The 14,409-nt window shown below is 63.0% G+C and carries 27 protein-coding genes; all 27 read right to left on the reverse strand.

Annotated elements, in window-relative coordinates; translation table 11 throughout:
• Positions 1-48: 48 nt before the first annotated feature.
• Positions 49-1,068, reverse strand: a complete 1,020-nt coding sequence (locus Q7T45_RS01420; RefSeq protein WP_304866495.1) for a DNA-directed RNA polymerase subunit alpha — start codon at positions 1,066-1,068, stop codon at positions 49-51.
• A 101-nt stretch (positions 1,069-1,169) separates the two neighbouring features.
• Positions 1,170-1,562 (reverse strand): 30S ribosomal protein S11, encoded by a 393-nt coding sequence (gene rpsK, locus Q7T45_RS01425; RefSeq protein WP_304866498.1) that lies wholly within the window; start codon positions 1,560-1,562, stop codon positions 1,170-1,172.
• Positions 1,563-1,686: 124 nt separating this feature from the next.
• Entirely contained in the window at positions 1,687-2,055 is a 369-nt protein-coding gene (gene rpsM / locus Q7T45_RS01430; protein WP_304866502.1) for a 30S ribosomal protein S13, read from the reverse strand.
• A 173-nt stretch (positions 2,056-2,228) separates the two neighbouring features.
• A complete protein-coding gene (locus tag Q7T45_RS01435) occupies positions 2,229-2,798 on the reverse strand; it encodes an adenylate kinase (RefSeq protein WP_304866505.1) in 570 nt (189 codons plus the stop codon).
• The gene (gene secY, locus Q7T45_RS01440) at positions 2,795-4,129 is read right to left on the reverse strand and encodes a preprotein translocase subunit SecY (RefSeq protein ID WP_304866509.1); all 1,335 of its coding nucleotides are present in this window, start codon (positions 4,127-4,129) and stop codon (positions 2,795-2,797) included. Before secY ends, Q7T45_RS01435 begins: the two co-directional genes overlap by 4 nt.
• 24 nt (positions 4,130-4,153) lie before the next feature.
• Positions 4,154-4,645, reverse strand: a complete 492-nt coding sequence (rplO, locus tag Q7T45_RS01445) for a 50S ribosomal protein L15 (protein ID WP_304866512.1) — start codon at positions 4,643-4,645, stop codon at positions 4,154-4,156.
• A gap of 15 nt (positions 4,646-4,660) precedes the next feature.
• Entirely contained in the window at positions 4,661-4,849 is a 189-nt protein-coding gene (rpmD, locus tag Q7T45_RS01450; protein WP_304866514.1) for a 50S ribosomal protein L30, read from the reverse strand.
• Positions 4,850-5,413 (reverse strand): 30S ribosomal protein S5, encoded by a 564-nt coding sequence (gene rpsE, locus Q7T45_RS01455; RefSeq protein ID WP_304866516.1) that lies wholly within the window; start codon positions 5,411-5,413, stop codon positions 4,850-4,852.
• Positions 5,414-5,489: 76 nt separating this feature from the next.
• The gene (gene rplR / locus Q7T45_RS01460) at positions 5,490-5,852 is read right to left on the reverse strand and encodes a 50S ribosomal protein L18 (protein ID WP_304866520.1); all 363 of its coding nucleotides are present in this window, start codon (positions 5,850-5,852) and stop codon (positions 5,490-5,492) included.
• Positions 5,853-5,863: 11 nt separating this feature from the next.
• The gene (rplF, locus tag Q7T45_RS01465) at positions 5,864-6,397 is read right to left on the reverse strand and encodes a 50S ribosomal protein L6 (protein ID WP_304743654.1); all 534 of its coding nucleotides are present in this window, start codon (positions 6,395-6,397) and stop codon (positions 5,864-5,866) included.
• Between the two features lie 13 nt (positions 6,398-6,410).
• Positions 6,411-6,809: a 30S ribosomal protein S8 gene (gene rpsH, locus Q7T45_RS01470; RefSeq protein WP_291860755.1), complete on the reverse strand. Its 399-nt coding sequence runs from the start codon at positions 6,807-6,809 to the stop codon at positions 6,411-6,413.
• Positions 6,810-6,821: 12 nt separating this feature from the next.
• On the reverse strand, positions 6,822-7,127 hold the full coding sequence (gene rpsN, locus Q7T45_RS01475; RefSeq protein ID WP_291860752.1) for a 30S ribosomal protein S14: 306 nt from the start codon (positions 7,125-7,127) through the stop codon (positions 6,822-6,824).
• A gap of 43 nt (positions 7,128-7,170) precedes the next feature.
• Positions 7,171-7,728, reverse strand: a complete 558-nt coding sequence (gene rplE, locus Q7T45_RS01480) for a 50S ribosomal protein L5 (RefSeq protein WP_304866528.1) — start codon at positions 7,726-7,728, stop codon at positions 7,171-7,173.
• Positions 7,721-8,035: a 50S ribosomal protein L24 gene (gene rplX / locus Q7T45_RS01485; protein WP_304866531.1), complete on the reverse strand. Its 315-nt coding sequence runs from the start codon at positions 8,033-8,035 to the stop codon at positions 7,721-7,723. Before rplX ends, rplE begins: the two co-directional genes overlap by 8 nt.
• Complete coding sequence (gene rplN, locus Q7T45_RS01490; protein WP_022721902.1) at positions 8,035-8,403, reverse strand: 50S ribosomal protein L14; 369 nt, start codon at positions 8,401-8,403, stop codon at positions 8,035-8,037. Before rplN ends, rplX begins: the two co-directional genes overlap by 1 nt.
• A gap of 78 nt (positions 8,404-8,481) precedes the next feature.
• Positions 8,482-8,730 carry a 30S ribosomal protein S17 gene (gene rpsQ / locus Q7T45_RS01495; RefSeq protein WP_079571012.1) on the reverse strand — a complete coding sequence of 83 codons (249 nt, stop codon included), beginning with the start codon at positions 8,728-8,730 and terminating at the stop codon, positions 8,482-8,484.
• A 9-nt stretch (positions 8,731-8,739) separates the two neighbouring features.
• Positions 8,740-8,946 (reverse strand): 50S ribosomal protein L29, encoded by a 207-nt coding sequence (gene rpmC, locus Q7T45_RS01500; RefSeq protein WP_304743658.1) that lies wholly within the window; start codon positions 8,944-8,946, stop codon positions 8,740-8,742.
• Between the two features lie 9 nt (positions 8,947-8,955).
• Positions 8,956-9,369, reverse strand: a complete 414-nt coding sequence (gene rplP / locus Q7T45_RS01505; protein ID WP_304743659.1) for a 50S ribosomal protein L16 — start codon at positions 9,367-9,369, stop codon at positions 8,956-8,958.
• Positions 9,370-9,400: 31 nt separating this feature from the next.
• Positions 9,401-10,099: a 30S ribosomal protein S3 gene (rpsC, locus tag Q7T45_RS01510; RefSeq protein ID WP_304743660.1), complete on the reverse strand. Its 699-nt coding sequence runs from the start codon at positions 10,097-10,099 to the stop codon at positions 9,401-9,403.
• Positions 10,100-10,120: 21 nt separating this feature from the next.
• Positions 10,121-10,507 (reverse strand): 50S ribosomal protein L22, encoded by a 387-nt coding sequence (gene rplV / locus Q7T45_RS01515; protein ID WP_215606213.1) that lies wholly within the window; start codon positions 10,505-10,507, stop codon positions 10,121-10,123.
• A gap of 10 nt (positions 10,508-10,517) precedes the next feature.
• Complete coding sequence (gene rpsS, locus Q7T45_RS01520) at positions 10,518-10,796, reverse strand: 30S ribosomal protein S19 (RefSeq protein WP_027536815.1); 279 nt, start codon at positions 10,794-10,796, stop codon at positions 10,518-10,520.
• A 12-nt stretch (positions 10,797-10,808) separates the two neighbouring features.
• Positions 10,809-11,642 (reverse strand): 50S ribosomal protein L2, encoded by an 834-nt coding sequence (gene rplB, locus Q7T45_RS01525; protein ID WP_304866582.1) that lies wholly within the window; start codon positions 11,640-11,642, stop codon positions 10,809-10,811.
• Between the two features lie 12 nt (positions 11,643-11,654).
• The gene (locus Q7T45_RS01530; protein WP_304743663.1) at positions 11,655-11,954 is read right to left on the reverse strand and encodes a 50S ribosomal protein L23; all 300 of its coding nucleotides are present in this window, start codon (positions 11,952-11,954) and stop codon (positions 11,655-11,657) included.
• Positions 11,951-12,571 carry a 50S ribosomal protein L4 gene (rplD, locus tag Q7T45_RS01535; RefSeq protein ID WP_304743665.1) on the reverse strand — a complete coding sequence of 207 codons (621 nt, stop codon included), beginning with the start codon at positions 12,569-12,571 and terminating at the stop codon, positions 11,951-11,953. The genes Q7T45_RS01530 and rplD overlap by 4 nt, the downstream gene beginning before the upstream one ends.
• 1 nt (position 12,572) lies before the next feature.
• Entirely contained in the window at positions 12,573-13,307 is a 735-nt protein-coding gene (rplC, locus tag Q7T45_RS01540; protein ID WP_304743667.1) for a 50S ribosomal protein L3, read from the reverse strand.
• A gap of 52 nt (positions 13,308-13,359) precedes the next feature.
• On the reverse strand, positions 13,360-13,668 hold the full coding sequence (gene rpsJ / locus Q7T45_RS01545) for a 30S ribosomal protein S10 (RefSeq protein ID WP_011473876.1): 309 nt from the start codon (positions 13,666-13,668) through the stop codon (positions 13,360-13,362).
• An 86-nt stretch (positions 13,669-13,754) separates the two neighbouring features.
• Positions 13,755-14,409, reverse strand: a 655-nt coding sequence (locus Q7T45_RS01550) for an EF-Tu/IF-2/RF-3 family GTPase (RefSeq protein ID WP_304866593.1), incomplete at its 5' end; no start/stop codon positions are given.

A 14,409-nucleotide genomic window follows, 5' to 3' on the forward strand; every position in this document is an offset into this window, starting at 1 on the left:
CGCATCTCTTACTCCCTGGCGGCAGCGCGTCTCTCGACGGGCCGGCGCTTAATAATGGTCTTCGTAGCGTTTGGCCAGATCGTCGATGTTCTCCGGCGGCCAGTTCGGAACATCCATGCCGAGATGGAGACCCATCTGGGCTAGAACTTCCTTGATCTCGTTGAGCGACTTGCGGCCGAAATTCGGGGTCCGCAGCATCTCGGCTTCGGTCTTCTGGATGAGATCGCCGATGTAGACGATGTTGTCGTTCTTGAGGCAGTTGGCCGAGCGGACGGAGAGCTCGAGCTCGTCGACCTTCTTGAGCAGCGCCGGGTTGAAGGCCAGTTCCGGGACGGAGTCCTGGGCCTTTTCCTTGGTCGGCTCTTCGAAATTGACGAACACCGAGAGCTGGTCCTGGAGGATGCGCGCGGCGTAGGCCACGGCGTCTTCCGGCGAGATGGCGCCGTTGGTTTCGACGGTGAGGGTCAGCTTATCCTTGTCGAGGCTTTCCCCGGCGCGGGTCGCGTCGACCTTGTAGGAGACGCGGCGGACGGGCGAGAACAGCGAATCCACCGGGATGAAGCCGATCGGGGCGTCTTCGGGGCGGTTCTTGTCGGCGGCGACGTAGCCCTTGCCGTTATCGACGGTGAACTCGATGTTGATCTCGGCGCCGTCATCAAGGTGACAGATAACCAGATCAGGGTTCAGCACTTCGATATCGCCGGTGACCTTGATGTCGCCGGCGGTCACGGCACCCGGGCCCTGTTTGTTCAGCGTCAGGCGCTTGGGGCCTTCGCCGCCCATCTTGAGGGCGATTTCCTTGACGTTGAGTACGAGGTCGGTGATGTCTTCGCGCACGCCCGGGAGCGACGAGAATTCGTGCAGGATGCCGTCGATCTGGATGGCGGTCACCGCGGCGCCCTGCAGCGACGACAGCAAGACGCGACGCAGCGCGTTGCCAAGGGTCAGTCCATAGCCGCGCTCAAGCGGCTCGGCCACGACCGATGCCACGCGCGCGTTGTCGCTGCCCGAAACAAAGTCCAGCTTGGTCGGCTTAATAAGCTCTTGCCAGTTCCTCTGGATGGTCACGGTAACGTCCTTTCAAATGTGCGGCGCTCGCCCGCCGCTCAGCCGCAAGTCAAAATAGGGCAGCCCGGCCGCGGGGGAGTGCGGCAGGGTGCCAAACCCAATTAGACGCGGCGGCGCTTGCGCGGCCGGCAGCCATTGTGCGGGATCGTGGTCACGTCGCGGATGGAGGTGACGTTGAACCCGGCTGCCTGGAGCGCACGAAGCGCCGATTCACGGCCCGAGCCCGGGCCGCGGACTTCGACCTCGAGGGTCTTCATGCCGTGTTCCTGGGCCTTCTTGGCCGCATCTTCCGCCGCCACCTGGGCAGCGTACGGGGTCGACTTGCGCGATCCCTTGAAGCCCATCACGCCCGACGAGGACCAGGAGATGGTGTTCCCCTGGACGTCGGTGATGGTCACCATGGTGTTGTTGAAGCTGGCGTTCACATGCGCGACGCCGGAGGTGATGTTCTTACGTTCCTTGCGCTTGACGCGCACAGTTTCTGGCTTAGCCAATTTTCATCCTTCAGTTCGATATCGACGCTGCCGTAGTGCCAGCAGCTCCATCAAAGGTGATCAGCGATCCGTCGGGAGCGGTCAGGGAGTGCCCTGCCCGCGGCCGGTGGTCGCCTCGGGTCGCTTACTTCTTCTTGCCGGCGATCGGCTTTGCGGGACCCTTGCGGGTGCGCGCATTGGTGTGCGTGCGCTGGCCGCGGACCGGCAGGCCGCGACGGTGACGCAGGCCCCGGTAGTTCCCGAGGTCCATGAGCCGCTTGATGTTCATCGCCACGTTGCGGCGGAGGTCACCCTCCACGACGTAGTCGCGATCGATCGTCTCGCGGATCTGGATCACTTCGGCGTCGGTCAACTGGTTGACGCGACGATCCGCCGGGATCCCGACCTTCTTGCAGATATCTTCGGCGAACTTGTCGCCGATGCCGTGGATGTATTGCAGGGCAATAACCACACGCTTGTTCGTCGGAATATTGACGCCAGCGATACGAGCCACGTCCGCTCTCCTTCGTGCCGGCCCGCTTACGTAGGGGCCGTTTTCATAACAACAAGGGACCGGACTCCGACCCCTCACCCACTGAGGAACCGAATCCAGCCCAAAAGATCCTTGAGACTGGCGCGGTTCTATTGGCCGAATCCCCCAGTGTCAACTGGCGGCCGGCCTGATTCCTAACGTCCGATGGCGCGGCGGATCGCCGCCGTCACCTCTTCGACCGGGGCCATTCCGTCCACGGTCTTCAGCGTCCCCTTGCCGCGGTAGTAAGCGACCAGGGGTTCGGTCAATTCGCGATAGACTTCAAGGCGCTTGCGCACGACCTCGACATTGTCGTCGGCGCGCGCGCCGCCGGTTTCCTTGGCCCGATTGGCGACCCGCGACACCAGCGTGCCGGCGTCGGCAGTGATCTCGATCACCGCATCGAGCTTCAGCCCCTTCTGGGCAAGCATCGTCCCCAGAACGTCGGCCTGCGCGACGGTGCGGGGGAAGCCGTCGAGGATGAAACCGTTGGCGCAGTCCGTCTGGTCGATCCGCTCCGACACGATGCCGTTCACGATCTCGTCAGAGACGAGGTCACCTCGATCCATGACCTCCTTGGCCGCCAGCCCCATCGGGGTCTTGGCGGCAATGGCCGAGCGCAGGATGTCGCCGGTCGAAAGCTGCGGGATCGCGAGCTGCTCGACGAGGATTTTGGCCTGCGTGCCCTTGCCGACGCCTGGCGGTCCCAGAAGGATCAGCCTCAACGCTTCCGCCCTCCGAGCCGCGAGCGCTTCACCAGGCCCTCATATTGCTGGGCAATAAGATGGCTCTGGATCTGGCTGATGGTGTCGAGTGTCACCGTCACCATGATGAGCAGCGAGGTGCCGCCGATGAACTGGCTGACGTTGAGCTGGCTGTGGATCATCTCGGGGATCAGCGCCACCAGCGTCAGGTAGAGCGCGCCGATCACGGTGATGCGCGACAGCACGTAGTCGATGTGCTGCGCCGTCCGCTCGCCCGGCCGGATGCCGGGAATGAAGCCGCCGGAGCGCTTGAGGTTGTCCGCCGTGTCGGTCGGATTGAACACGATCGAAGTATAAAAGAACGAGAAGAAGATGATCAGGACGGCGAACAGGATCAGATAGAGCGGCTGGCCGCGGCCGAGCAGCGCAGCGGTGACCGAAACCCACTGCGGCGCGTTGCCCTGCGCCGCGAACGAGGCGATCGTCGCCGGCAGCAGCAGCAGGGACGAGCCGAAGATCACCGGGATCACGCCCGAAGTGTTGAGCTTCAGCGGCAGGTGCGAGGTGTCGCCCTGGAACATCTTGTTGCCGACCTGGCGCTTTGGATACTGGATCAAAAGCCGCCGCTGGGCGCGTTCGAAAAAGACGATGATGGCGATGACGACGATGGCGATGGCGGCGATGCCGAACAGCCAGGCCGGCGACAATGCGCCGGTGCGGCTGAGTTCGAGGGTCTGCACGATCGTCGTCGGCAGGTTGGCGACGATGCCGGCGAAGATGATCAGCGAGATGCCGTTGCCGACACCGCGCGAGGTGATCTGCTCGCCCAGCCACATCAGGAACATGGTGCCGCCGACCAGCGTCACGACCGTCGAGAGGCGGAAGAACCAGCCCGGATTGAGCACGACGCCCTGGCTGCCCTCGAGCCCGATGGCGATGCCGTAGGCCTGGATGGCGCAGAACACGACAGCGAGGTAGCGCGTGTACTGGTTGAGCTTGCGGCGGCCGCTCTCGCCTTCCTTCTTCAACGCCTCGAGGCGTGGCGATGCGGTCGTGATGACCTGCACGACGATCGAGGCGGTGATGTAGGGGATGAGGTTGAGCGCGAAGATCGCCATGCGCTGCACGGCGCCGCCGGCGAACATGTCGAACATGCCGGCAATGCCTTGTTTGGCAGCGTCGAAGGTCGCGGCATAGGCGTCCGGATCGATCCCCGGCACCGGGATGTAGGTGCCGAGCCGATAGACGAGCAGCGCGGCCAGGGTGAACCAGATGCGCTGCTGCAGGACCTTCGCCTTGGCGAAGGTCGAAAAGTTGAGATTCTTGGCTAGCTGCTCGGCAGCGGACGCCATGGTCGCTCCTCTGGACCGAAGCTCTTACGCGTCAGCCTTGGTTTCTTCAGCCTTGGGCATATCGACCTTGCCGCCCAGAGCTTCAATAGCAGCGATCACGCCCTTGCTGGCGTGGTAGACGTTGAAGGTCACTTTCTTGGCCTTGAACTCGACCGGACCCTGCACCAGCCGGACGCCGTCGAGGGCGCGGCGGATGACGCCGGCCTTGATCAGGGCCTCGGCGTCGATGACGCCCTTATGATCGAGCTTGCCGCTGTCGATATAGGCCTGGATGCGGTCGAGGCGCAGCGTGTTGTAGTGCTTGACGTTGGGCACGTTGAAGCCGCGCTTGGGCATACGCATGTGGAGCGGCATCTGGCCGCCCTCGAAGCCGTTGATGGCGACGCCCGAACGCGCAGTCTGGCCCTTGCCGCCGCGCCCGCCGGTCTTGCCCTTGCCCGAGCCGATACCACGGCCGACGCGCATGCGGATCTTGTTCGCGCCCGGATTGTCGCGGAGTTCGTTCAAACGAGCCATTCTCGTGTCCTAACTTTACTGTTCGCCGACGACGCGGACGAGGTGGCGGATCTTGTAGATCATGCCGCGCACTTCCGGAGTGTCCTTGAGCGTCCGCTGCTTGCGGATCTTGTTGAGTCCGAGCCCGATCAGGGTCGCCCGCTGGTCCGCCTGACGGCGCACGGGGCTCGCGATCTGCTCGACGGTTACGGTCTTGTCAGCCATTTACGCCTCCACCGATTCCTGGCCGCGACGGGCCTGGAGCTCCGACACCTTGAGGCCACGGCGGGCCGCGACGGAGCGCGGGCTGTCGACCTGCTTGAGCGCGTCGAAGGTGGCACGGACCATGTTGTAGGGGTTCGAAGTGCCCTGCGACTTGGCGACGATATCGTTGATGCCCAGCGTCTCGAACACGGCGCGCATCGGACCGCCGGCGATGATGCCGGTGCCCGGCACTGCGGCGCGGAGGATCACCTTGCCGGCGCCATGGCGGCCGACCACGTCGTGATGCAGCGTGCGGGCTTCGCGCAGCGGCACGCGGATGAGCTGGCGCTTGGCCTGCTCGGTCGCCTTGCGGATCGCCTCGGGAACTTCGCGCGCCTTGCCGTGGCCGAATCCGACCCGGCCCTTTTGGTCGCCGATCACGACCAGCGCCGCAAAACCGAAGCGCTTGCCGCCCTTGACGACCTTCGCCACACGATTGATGTGGACGAGCTTGTCGACGAATTCGCTGTCACGCTCTTCCCGGCCGCCCCTGTGGCCGCCACCGCGCTCGCGTTCACCTGCCATGGTGTTTTCCGATCCTTAAGAGACTTTGCCTTGAGGAGCTTGCGCTCCCGGCCCTGTGTCCGTTCAATTCCAAAACTTAGAAGCTCAAGCCGCTTTCACGCGCCGCATCCGCAAGCGCCTTGACGCGACCGTGATAGAGATACCCGCCGCGGTCGAACACCACTTCGGTGACGCCGTTCTTGACGGCGCGTTCCGCCAGCAACTTGCCGACGGCCTTCGCCGCGTCGATGTTGGCGCCGGTGTTGCCCGTTTCGCGCATCGCCTTCTCCAGCGACGACGCCGACGCCAGCGTCTCGCCCTTCAGGTCGTCGATGACCTGCGCGTAGATGTGCTTCGACGAGCGGAATACCGACAGCCGCGGACGGCCGCTGGCGGTGCGGCGCAGCGACAACCGCACGCGTTTCTTGCGCCGGTCGTTCGTGATCTTGAGTCTCGACATGGCCGGCTCCGTTACTTCTTCTTGCCTTCCTTGCGGAAGATAAACTCGTTGGAATATTTCACGCCCTTGCCCTTGTAGGGCTCCGGCGGACGATAGCTGCGAATCTCGGCGGCGACCTGACCGACGCGCTGGGAATCGTTGCCGGCAATGATGATCTCGGTCGGCTTCGGCACCGTAATGGCAATGCCTTCCGGGATCGCATAGACGACGTCATGGCTGTATCCGAGCGCGAGCTGCAGGTTCTTGCCCTGCAGCGCGGCGCGATAGCCGACGCCGGTGATCTCAAGCTTCTTCTCGAAACCCTTGGTGACGCCCTCGACCAGGTTGGCGACCTGGGCGCGCGCGGTGCCGTACATGGCCTGCGCCCGGTTGGTCTTGATCCTGGGCGCGACCTTGACTTCGCCGTTCTCGAACTTCACTTCGACGTCGTCGTGCACGATGAACTGAAGCTGGCCCTTCGGCCCCTTCATCTTGACGGTCTGGCCTTCGACGGTCGCGGTAACACCCGACGGAACCGTCACAGGCTTCTTGCCGATACGTGACATAGTGATTCCTTCCTCAGAACACCGTGAAGAGAATTTCGCCGCCCACGTTCGCTTCGCGCGCTTCGTGGTCAGCCATGATTCCCTTCGGCGTCGATAACACGGAAATGCCGAGACCGTTGTTGACGCGCGGCAGGTTCTTGACCGAGGCATAAACCCGACGCCCCGGCTTCGATACCCGCTCGATCTCGCGAATGACCGGCTCGCCATCGAAATATTTCAGCTCGATCTCGAGCTCGCTGCGGCCGGACGCGTGCTCGACGCTGGCGTAGCCGCGGATGTAGCCCTCGCTCTTGAGGACCTCGAGCACGTTGGCGCGCATCTTCGAGCCCGGGGTCGAGACCTTGGGCTTGGCGCGCATCTGTGCGTTGCGGATGCGGGTGATGAGATCGCTGATCGGATCGTGCGTTGACATGTTCCGACCCCCTTACCAGCTCGACTTCACGAGCCCGGGAACCAGGCCCTTGGACCCGAGTTCACGCAGCGCGATGCGGCTGAGCTTGTTCTTGCGATAGACCGAACGCGGACGGCCGGTCATTTCGCAGCGATTGCGGATCCGGGTCGCCGACGAATTGCGCGGCATCTCGGCGAGCTTCAGCGTCGCTGCGAAGCGCTCTTCCATCGGCTTCTTCTTGTCCGCGATGATAGCCTTGAGCTTCGCGCGCCGGGGCGCTGCGTTCTTGGTCATCCGCTTGCGGCGGTTGTTCTTCTCGATCGAACTTTTCTTTGCCATGCTTGGCTCCTGGGTTTCCGCGTTTGAGAGGCTTGTCAGCGTCTCACTGCCGGAACGGGAAATTGAATGCGGTCAACAAGGCACGCGCTTCGTCGTCGGTCGGCGCCGTGGTGCACACCGTGACGTCCATGCCCCATGTCTCCCCCATCTTGTCGAAGTCGATTTCGGGGAAAATGATGTGCTCCTTGATGCCGAGCGAGTAGTTGCCGCGGCCGTCGAAGCTCTTCGGGTTGAGGCCACGGAAATCCCGCACGCGCGGCAGGGCCACGTTGATCAGGCGGTCGATGAACTCGTACATCTTGGCCTTGCGCAGCGTGACCTTGGCGCCGATCGGCTGGTTTTCACGCAGCTTGAAGGTCGCGATGGCGACGCGCGAATAGGTCACGATCGGCTTCTGGCCGGCGATCAGCGCGAGATCGGCAGCTGCCAACTCGGCCTTCTTGCGGTCGTTGACCGCCTCGCCGATGCCCATGTTGAGCACGACCTTGTCCAGGCGCGGCACCTGCATGACGTTGGCATAGCCGAACTGCTCGGTCAGCTTGCCGCGGATTTCCTTGTCGAACTGTTCGCGTAAACGCGGAACGTAAGCGGTCTCAGCCATCGATCTCTGCTCCTGAGCTCTTGGCAATACGTACCTTCTTGCCATCGGCCTGAATCTTGAAGCCCACGCGGGTCGGCTTGCCGTCCTTGCCGACAATCGCGATGTTGGACAGGTGGATCGGCGACTCCTTCTGGATGATGCCGCCCTCCTGGGCCTGGGTCTGCTTCTGGTGACGCTTGATCATGTTGACGCCACGCACCAGCGCCTTGTTGGCGTCGGGACGCACCTCGAACACCTCGCCGGTGCGACCCTTGTCGCGGCCGCTCAGCACGATGACCTTGTCGCCCTTCCGGATCTTGGCAGCCATCACAGCACCTCCGGCGCGAGAGAAATGATCTTCATGTGATTCTTGGCGCGCAGCTCGCGCGGCACCGGCCCGAAGATGCGGGTGCCGACCGGCTCGGACTGATTGTTGATCAGCACGGCGGCGTTGCGGTCGAAGCGGATGACGGAGCCATCGGCGCGGCGGATGTCCTTGCGGACCCGCACCACGACAGCCTTCATCACGTCGCCCTTCTTCACCTTGCCGCGCGGAATCGCTTCCTTGATCGACACGACAATAACGTCACCCACGGTGGCATAGCGGCGCTTGGAGCCCCCAATCACCTTGATGCACATGACACGGCGTGCGCCTGAATTATCGGCCACGTCGAGGTTGGTCTGCATCTGAATCATTGATGCACCTCGTCCTCTTTCTGATGCGCTTATCCGCGCTTAAAATTTTCCTGAAGTCTTGCGGCTAAGCCGCTGAACTCAGGCCGTTTTCTTCTGTTCACCCCGGACCACAGTCCAGCGCTTCAACTTCGAGATCGGCTTGCTTTCCTCGATCCACACCTGGTCGCCCGGCTTGAACTCGTTGTTCTCGTCGTGCGCGTGGTAGTTTTTCGAACGGCGAATCGTCTTCTTGTAGATCGGATGGGTAAAGCGCCGATCGACGCGCACCACAACCGTCTTGGCTTGCTTGTCGCTGACGACCACACCTTGAAGCGTACGTTTCGGCATGTCGGCCCCTTACTTCTTCGCGTCGCGCTTCTGCGCGGCGATGGTCTTGATACGGGCGATGTCGCGGCGGGCTTCACGCAGCCGCGAAGTGTTCTCCAGCTGCCCGGTGGCGCGCTGGAAGCGCAGGTTGAAGCGCTCCTTCTTCAGATTGAGGACGGCGTCGTCCATCTGATCGGGGCTCATCGCACGAACATCGGCGGTTTTCATCTCGGCCATGATCACATCCTATTCCGCAATGCGCGCAACGAAGCGCGTCTTGATCGGCAGTTTGGCGGCAGCCAGCGACAGCGCTTCTTTCGCGGTCTGGATGGTGACGCCGTCGATCTCGAAAATCAGCCGACCGGGCTTCACCCTCGCGACCCACAATTCCGGGGTACCCTTGCCGGAGCCCATGCGGACTTCGGCGGGCTTCTTCGACACCGGCACGTCCGGGAAGATGCGGATCCAGACCCGGCCCGCACGCTTCATGTGACGGGTCAGCGCGCGGCGCGCGGCTTCGATCTGGCGGGCGGTGATGCGCTCGGGCGCCATCGCCTTCAGGCCGAACTGGCCGAACGACAACGTCGCGCCAGAGGTCGCAACGCCGTGGATACGGCCCTTATGCGCCTTCCGGAACTTCGTCTTCTTTGGTTGCATCATGGCTTACGCCCTCAAACCTTCTCTATTGCGCTCAAGCAGCGTCGCGACGCGGCCGCGAATTGTCGCCCTCGGCCATTTTCTTGTCCTGGGCCATCGGGTCGTGCTCAAGGATTTCGCCCTTGAAGATCCAGACCTTGACGCCGCAGGTGCCGAACGTGGTGAATGCGGTCGCGACGCCGTAGTCGATGTCGGCGCGCAGCGTGTGCAGCGGCACCCGGCCCTCGCGATACCATTCCATGCGGGCGATTTCGGCGCCGCCGAGACGGCCCGAGCAGTTGATACGAATGCCCTCGGCACCGAGGCGCATCGCCGACTGCACGGCACGCTTCATGGCGCGACGGAACGCGACGCGGCGCTCGAGCTGCTGGGCGATCGATTCGGCAACCAGGGTGGCATCGAGTTCCGGCTTGCGGATTTCGACGATGTTGATGACGACGTCGGAAGCGGTGATGTCGGCAACCCGCTTGCGCAGCTTGTCGATGTCGGCGCCCTTCTTGCCGATCACAACGCCGGGACGCGCCGAGTGGATCGTCACGCGGCACTTCTTGTGCGGGCGCTCGATCACAATCCGGGCGACGGCCGCCTGCTTGAGCTCCTTGTGCAGGATCTCGCGGATCTTGACATCCTCGTGCAGCAGCTTGCCGTATTCGTTCTTGCCGGCGAACCAACGGGAATCCCACGTCCGGTTGATGCCGAGACGAAGTCCGATTGGATTGATTTTTTGACCCATCGTTCTCTCCTGCGCCCGCTTTTAAGCGCTAGCCTCGGCCTCGACCTGACGAACGACGATCGTCAGCTGCGAGAACGGTTTGAAAATACGGCCCGAACGGCCACGGCCGCGCGGTGCGAAACGCTTCATGACGATGCCGTTGCCGACATGCGCCTCGGCGACGATCAGATCGTCGACCTCGAGATCGTGATTGTTCTCGGCGTTTGCGATCGCCGATTCCAGGCACTTCTTGACGTCGACCGCGATCCGCTTCCGCGAGAACTGCAGGTCGGCGAGCGCCGCCGAAGCCTTCCTGCCGCGGATCAGTTGCGCGACAAGGTTAAGCTTCTGCGGGCTCACCCGCAGCATTCGGGCGATCGCCTTGGCCTCGTTGTCCGGGAGGCTCCGTTCGCGCTTAGGTTTGCTCATCGCTCAGTCCTCAAGCCTTCTTGGCTTTCTTGTCGCCAGAATGGCCGTGGAAGGTCCGGGTCGGCGAGAACTCGCCGAACTTGTGGCCCACCATTTCCTCGTTAACCGATACCGGCACATGCTTCTGGCCGTTGTAGACGCCGAAAACCAGGCCGACGAACTGCGGCAGGATGGTCGAGCGGCGGCTCCAGATCTTGATCACGTCATGACGGCCGGACGCTCGCGCGGCATCTGCCTTCTTGAGCAGAGAGCCTTCGACGAACGGGCCTTTCCAGACTGAACGAACCATGTCCGGCGTTCCTTACTTCTTCCGCTTGTGGCGGCTGATGAGAATGAATCGATTGGTCGACTTGTTCGAGCGGGTCTTCTTGCCCTTGGTCGGCTTGCCCCACGGCGTCACCGGGTGGCGGCCGCCCGAGGTGCGGCCTTCGCCGCCGCCGTGCGGATGGTCGACCGGGTTCATGGAGACGCCGCGGTTATGCGGCTTGCGGCCGAGCCAGCGGTTACGACCGGCCTTGCCGATCGAGATGTTCATGTGGTCGGGGTTCGACACCGCGCCGATGGTGCCGGTGCAGCGGCCGTGGACCAGGCGCTGTTCGCCCGAATTGAGGCGGACGATGACGTAGTCGTGGTCGCGGCCGACCAGCTGGGCGTAGGTGCCGGCCGAACGTGCAATCTGGCCACCCTTGCCGATCTTCAGTTCGACATTGTGCACGATGGTGCCGATCGGCATGTTGCCGAGCGGCATGACATTGCCCGGCTTCACGTCGACATAGTTGCCGGCGACCACGGTGTCGCCGACCGCGAGACGCTGCGGGGCGAGGATGTAGGCCTGGGTGCCGTCGGTATACTTGATCAGCGCGATGAACGCGGTGCGGTTCGGATCGTATTCCAGCCGCTCGACGGTCGCGGGCATGTCGACCTTGGTGCGCTTGAAGTCGACGATGCGGTAGGTCTGCTTGTGACCGCCGCCGCGAAAACGCACGACCATGCGACCGGTGTTGTTGCGGCCGCCCGAGGAATGCTTGCCCTCGGTCAGCGCCTTTACCGGCTTGCCCTTGTAGAGCGCCGAACGATCGACCAGCACCAGCTGGCGCTGGCCCGGTGTCGTCGGATTGTATTTTTTCAATGCCATCGTCGTATCGCCTTATAGACCGGTGGTAACGTCGATGCGGTGGCCCTCTTCAAGGGTCACGATCGCACGCTTCACGTCCGACTGCGAACCGAAGGTGCCACGGAAGACCTTGGTCTTGCCCTTGCGCACCAGCGTATTCACGCTCTTGACCTTGACGTCGAACAGCTTCTCGACGGCTTCCTTGATTTGCGGCTTGGTCGCCTTGCTGGCGACCTTGAACACAACCTTGTTGTGCTCGGACGCCATCGTCGCCTTTTCGGTCACGACCGGGGAAACGATGATGTCGTAATGGCGCGGATCGATATTCTTCATTTGAAGCGCGCCTCCAACGCATCGAGCGCCGCCTTGGTCAGAACCAGCTTGTGGCGTCGCAGAATGTCATAGACGTTGATGCCCTGGATCGGCAGCACGTCGATGTTCGGAATGTTGCGGGCCGCCGCGGCGAAACCGTTGTGAACCTCGGCGCCGTCGATGATCAGCGCGTTGGTGAGGCCGAGACCGGAGAAATGTCCGACCAGCGCCTTGGTCTTGGCAGCTTCCAGCACCGCCGACTCGATCACGATCAGGCCGCCGTCCTTGACCTTGGCGGACAGCGCATGGCGCAGCGCCAAAGCGCGAACCTTCTTCGGCAGATCGAAGGCGTGCGAGCGGACCACCGGACCGAACGCGCGGCCACCGCCGCGGAACTGCGGCACCCGGGCCGAGCCGTGACGCGCACCGCCGGTGCCCTTCTGCTTGTACATCTTCTTGCCGGTGCGCCAGACGTCGGCGCGACCTTGCGTCTTGTGGGTGCCGGCCTGACGCTTGGCGAGCTGCCAGTTGACGCAGCGCTGGATGATGTCCTTGCGCGGCTCGAGGCCGAAAATGGCATCCGACAGCTGAACCGAACCAGCCGCCTTGCCTTCAAGCGTTGTGACTTTCAATTCCATCTCACACGCCCTCCTGCTCGGCCGGCGCTTCGGCTGCGGGAGCCTGTTCGCCGCCACCGTCGGCCAGGCGGAACTTGCCCGGCTTCGGCGCGTCTTTCGGCAACGCCTTCTTCACGGCATCGCGTACCGCGATCCAGCCGCCCTTGGAGCCGGGAACGGCGCCTTCGACGAGGATCAGGCCGCGCGCCACGTCGGTCTGCACGACGCGCAGATTAAGCGTGGTGATACGATCGACACCCATGTGACCGGGCATCTTCTTGTTCTTGAACGTCTTGCCGGGATCCTGACGTCCGCCGGTCGAACCGATCGAACGATGAGAGACCGAGACACCGTGGGTGGCGCGCAAGCCGCCGAAATTCCAGCGCTTGATACCGCCGGCAAAACCCTTGCCGACCGAGGTGCCGGTGACGTCGACGAACTGGCCGACCACGAAATGGTCCGCCTGAATTTCGGCGCCGACCGGGATCAGCGCGTCTTCCGACACGCGGAACTCGGTGACCTTGCGCTTGGGCTCGACCTTGGCGACCGCGAACTGGCCGCGTTCCGCCTTCGGCAGATACACGGTCTTGCGGGTGCCCGAGCCGAGCTGCAGCGCGACATAACCGTTCTTTTCGGTCGTGCGGTGACCCAAAACCTGGCAATTGCCCAGCTTCAGCACGGTCACGGGGATATGTTCGCCGGTCTCCGTAAAGACCCGCGTCATTCCGACCTTTTGTGCGATCACTCCGGAGCGCATCGGCGTGCTTCCTGTTCTTTCTGTCCGCTAACTTCGGACGGGATCTAAAAAATCAGAGCTTGATTTCGACGTCGACACCGGCGGCCAGGTCGAGCTTCATCAAGGCATCGACGGTCTGCGGGGTCGGATCGACAATGTCGAGAAGACGCTTGTGCGTGCGCATCTCGAATTGCTCACGGCTCTTCTTGTCGACGTGCGGCGAACGGTTGACGGTGAACTTCTCGATGCGGGTGGGCAGCGGAATGGGTCCGCGAACCTGTGCACCGGTCCGTTTCGCCGTGTTCACGATCTCACGCGTCGACGAATCGAGAATTCGATGGTCGAACGCCTTGAGACGGATGCGGATATTCTGGCCGTTCATTGCCGATGTCTTTCTTTGTCGTCTTCTTTGCGATGGTGGGAAGCGAACAGCGGATGATCATCCGCCGCTCGCCATTCCCTGTTCGCCTACTCGATGATGCTTGCGACGACGCCGGCACCGACGGTGCGGCCACCTTCGCGGATCGCGAAGCGCAGCTTTTCTTCCATCGCGATCGGCACGATCAGGTGCACTTCCATCGCGATGTTGTCGCCCGGCATCACCATTTCGGTGCCTTCGGGCAGATGGACAACACCGGTCACGTCGGTGGTGCGGAAGTAGAACTGCGGCCGGTAGTTGGTGAAGAACGGGGTGTGGCGACCGCCCTCCTCCTTGGTCAGAATGTAGGCTTCGGCCTTGAACTTGGTGTGCGGCTTGACCGAACCCGGCTTGCAAAGAACCTGGCCGCGCTCGACCTCCTCGCGCTTGGTGCCCCGCAGCAGCACGCCCACGTTGTCGCCCGCCTGGCCCTGGTCGAGCAGCTTGCGGAACATCTCGACGCCGGTGCAGGTGGTCTTGAGGGTGGCTTTCATGCCCACGATCTCGACTTCCTCGCCGACCTTGACGATGCCGCGCTCGACGCGGCCCGTGCACACCGTGCCGCGGCCCGAGATCGAGAACACGTCCTCGATCGGCATCAGGAAGGGAAGATCGACCGGACGCTCGGGCTGCGGGATATAGGCGTCGACCTGCGCCATCAATTCGCGGTTCGCGTTCTCGACGATCTCCGGATTGGTGCCGTTC

Origin of the sequence: Bradyrhizobium sp., assembly GCF_030646015.1 — a bacterium.
In the GTDB taxonomy this organism is placed as follows: Bacteria; Pseudomonadota; Alphaproteobacteria; order Rhizobiales; family Xanthobacteraceae; genus Bradyrhizobium.

Coding starts and splice junctions, on each gene's coding strand:
- rpsQ (WP_079571012.1), bottom strand. CDS start 8,730: ATGCCGAAACGTACGCTTCAAGGTGTGGTCGTCAGCGACAAGCAAGCC.
- rpsE (WP_304866516.1), bottom strand. CDS start 5,413: ATGGCAGGTGAACGCGAGCGCGGTGGCGGCCACAGGGGCGGCCGGGAA.
- rplP (WP_304743659.1), bottom strand. CDS start 9,369: ATGATGCAACCAAAGAAGACGAAGTTCCGGAAGGCGCATAAGGGCCGT.
- rplF (WP_304743654.1), bottom strand. CDS start 6,397: ATGTCACGTATCGGCAAGAAGCCTGTGACGGTTCCGTCGGGTGTTACC.
- rpmD (WP_304866514.1), bottom strand. CDS start 4,849: ATGGCTGACAAGACCGTAACCGTCGAGCAGATCGCGAGCCCCGTGCGC.
- secY (WP_304866509.1), bottom strand. CDS start 4,129: ATGGCGTCCGCTGCCGAGCAGCTAGCCAAGAATCTCAACTTTTCGACC.
- rplE (WP_304866528.1), bottom strand. CDS start 7,728: ATGGCTGAGACCGCTTACGTTCCGCGTTTACGCGAACAGTTCGACAAG.
- rpmC (WP_304743658.1), bottom strand. CDS start 8,946: ATGGCCGAGATGAAAACCGCCGATGTTCGTGCGATGAGCCCCGATCAG.
- rpsH (WP_291860755.1), bottom strand. CDS start 6,809: ATGTCAACGCACGATCCGATCAGCGATCTCATCACCCGCATCCGCAAC.
- rpsC (WP_304743660.1), bottom strand. CDS start 10,099: ATGGGTCAAAAAATCAATCCAATCGGACTTCGTCTCGGCATCAACCGG.
- rplV (WP_215606213.1), bottom strand. CDS start 10,507: ATGAGCAAACCTAAGCGCGAACGGAGCCTCCCGGACAACGAGGCCAAG.
- rplX (WP_304866531.1), bottom strand. CDS start 8,035: ATGGCTGCCAAGATCCGGAAGGGCGACAAGGTCATCGTGCTGAGCGGC.
- rplO (WP_304866512.1), bottom strand. CDS start 4,645: ATGGCTCGTTTGAACGAACTCCGCGACAATCCGGGCGCGAACAAGATC.
- rpsS (WP_027536815.1), bottom strand. CDS start 10,796: ATGGTTCGTTCAGTCTGGAAAGGCCCGTTCGTCGAAGGCTCTCTGCTC.
- rpsN (WP_291860752.1), bottom strand. CDS start 7,127: ATGGCAAAGAAAAGTTCGATCGAGAAGAACAACCGCCGCAAGCGGATG.
- rplB (WP_304866582.1), bottom strand. CDS start 11,642: ATGGCATTGAAAAAATACAATCCGACGACACCGGGCCAGCGCCAGCTG.
- rpsJ (WP_011473876.1), bottom strand. CDS start 13,668: ATGAACGGCCAGAATATCCGCATCCGTCTCAAGGCGTTCGACCATCGA.
- rplC (WP_304743667.1), bottom strand. CDS start 13,307: ATGCGCTCCGGAGTGATCGCACAAAAGGTCGGAATGACGCGGGTCTTT.
- rplD (WP_304743665.1), bottom strand. CDS start 12,571: ATGGAATTGAAAGTCACAACGCTTGAAGGCAAGGCGGCTGGTTCGGTT.
- rplR (WP_304866520.1), bottom strand. CDS start 5,852: ATGTCGAGACTCAAGATCACGAACGACCGGCGCAAGAAACGCGTGCGG.
- Q7T45_RS01530 (WP_304743663.1), bottom strand. CDS start 11,954: ATGAAGAATATCGATCCGCGCCATTACGACATCATCGTTTCCCCGGTC.
- rplN (WP_022721902.1), bottom strand. CDS start 8,403: ATGATTCAGATGCAGACCAACCTCGACGTGGCCGATAATTCAGGCGCA.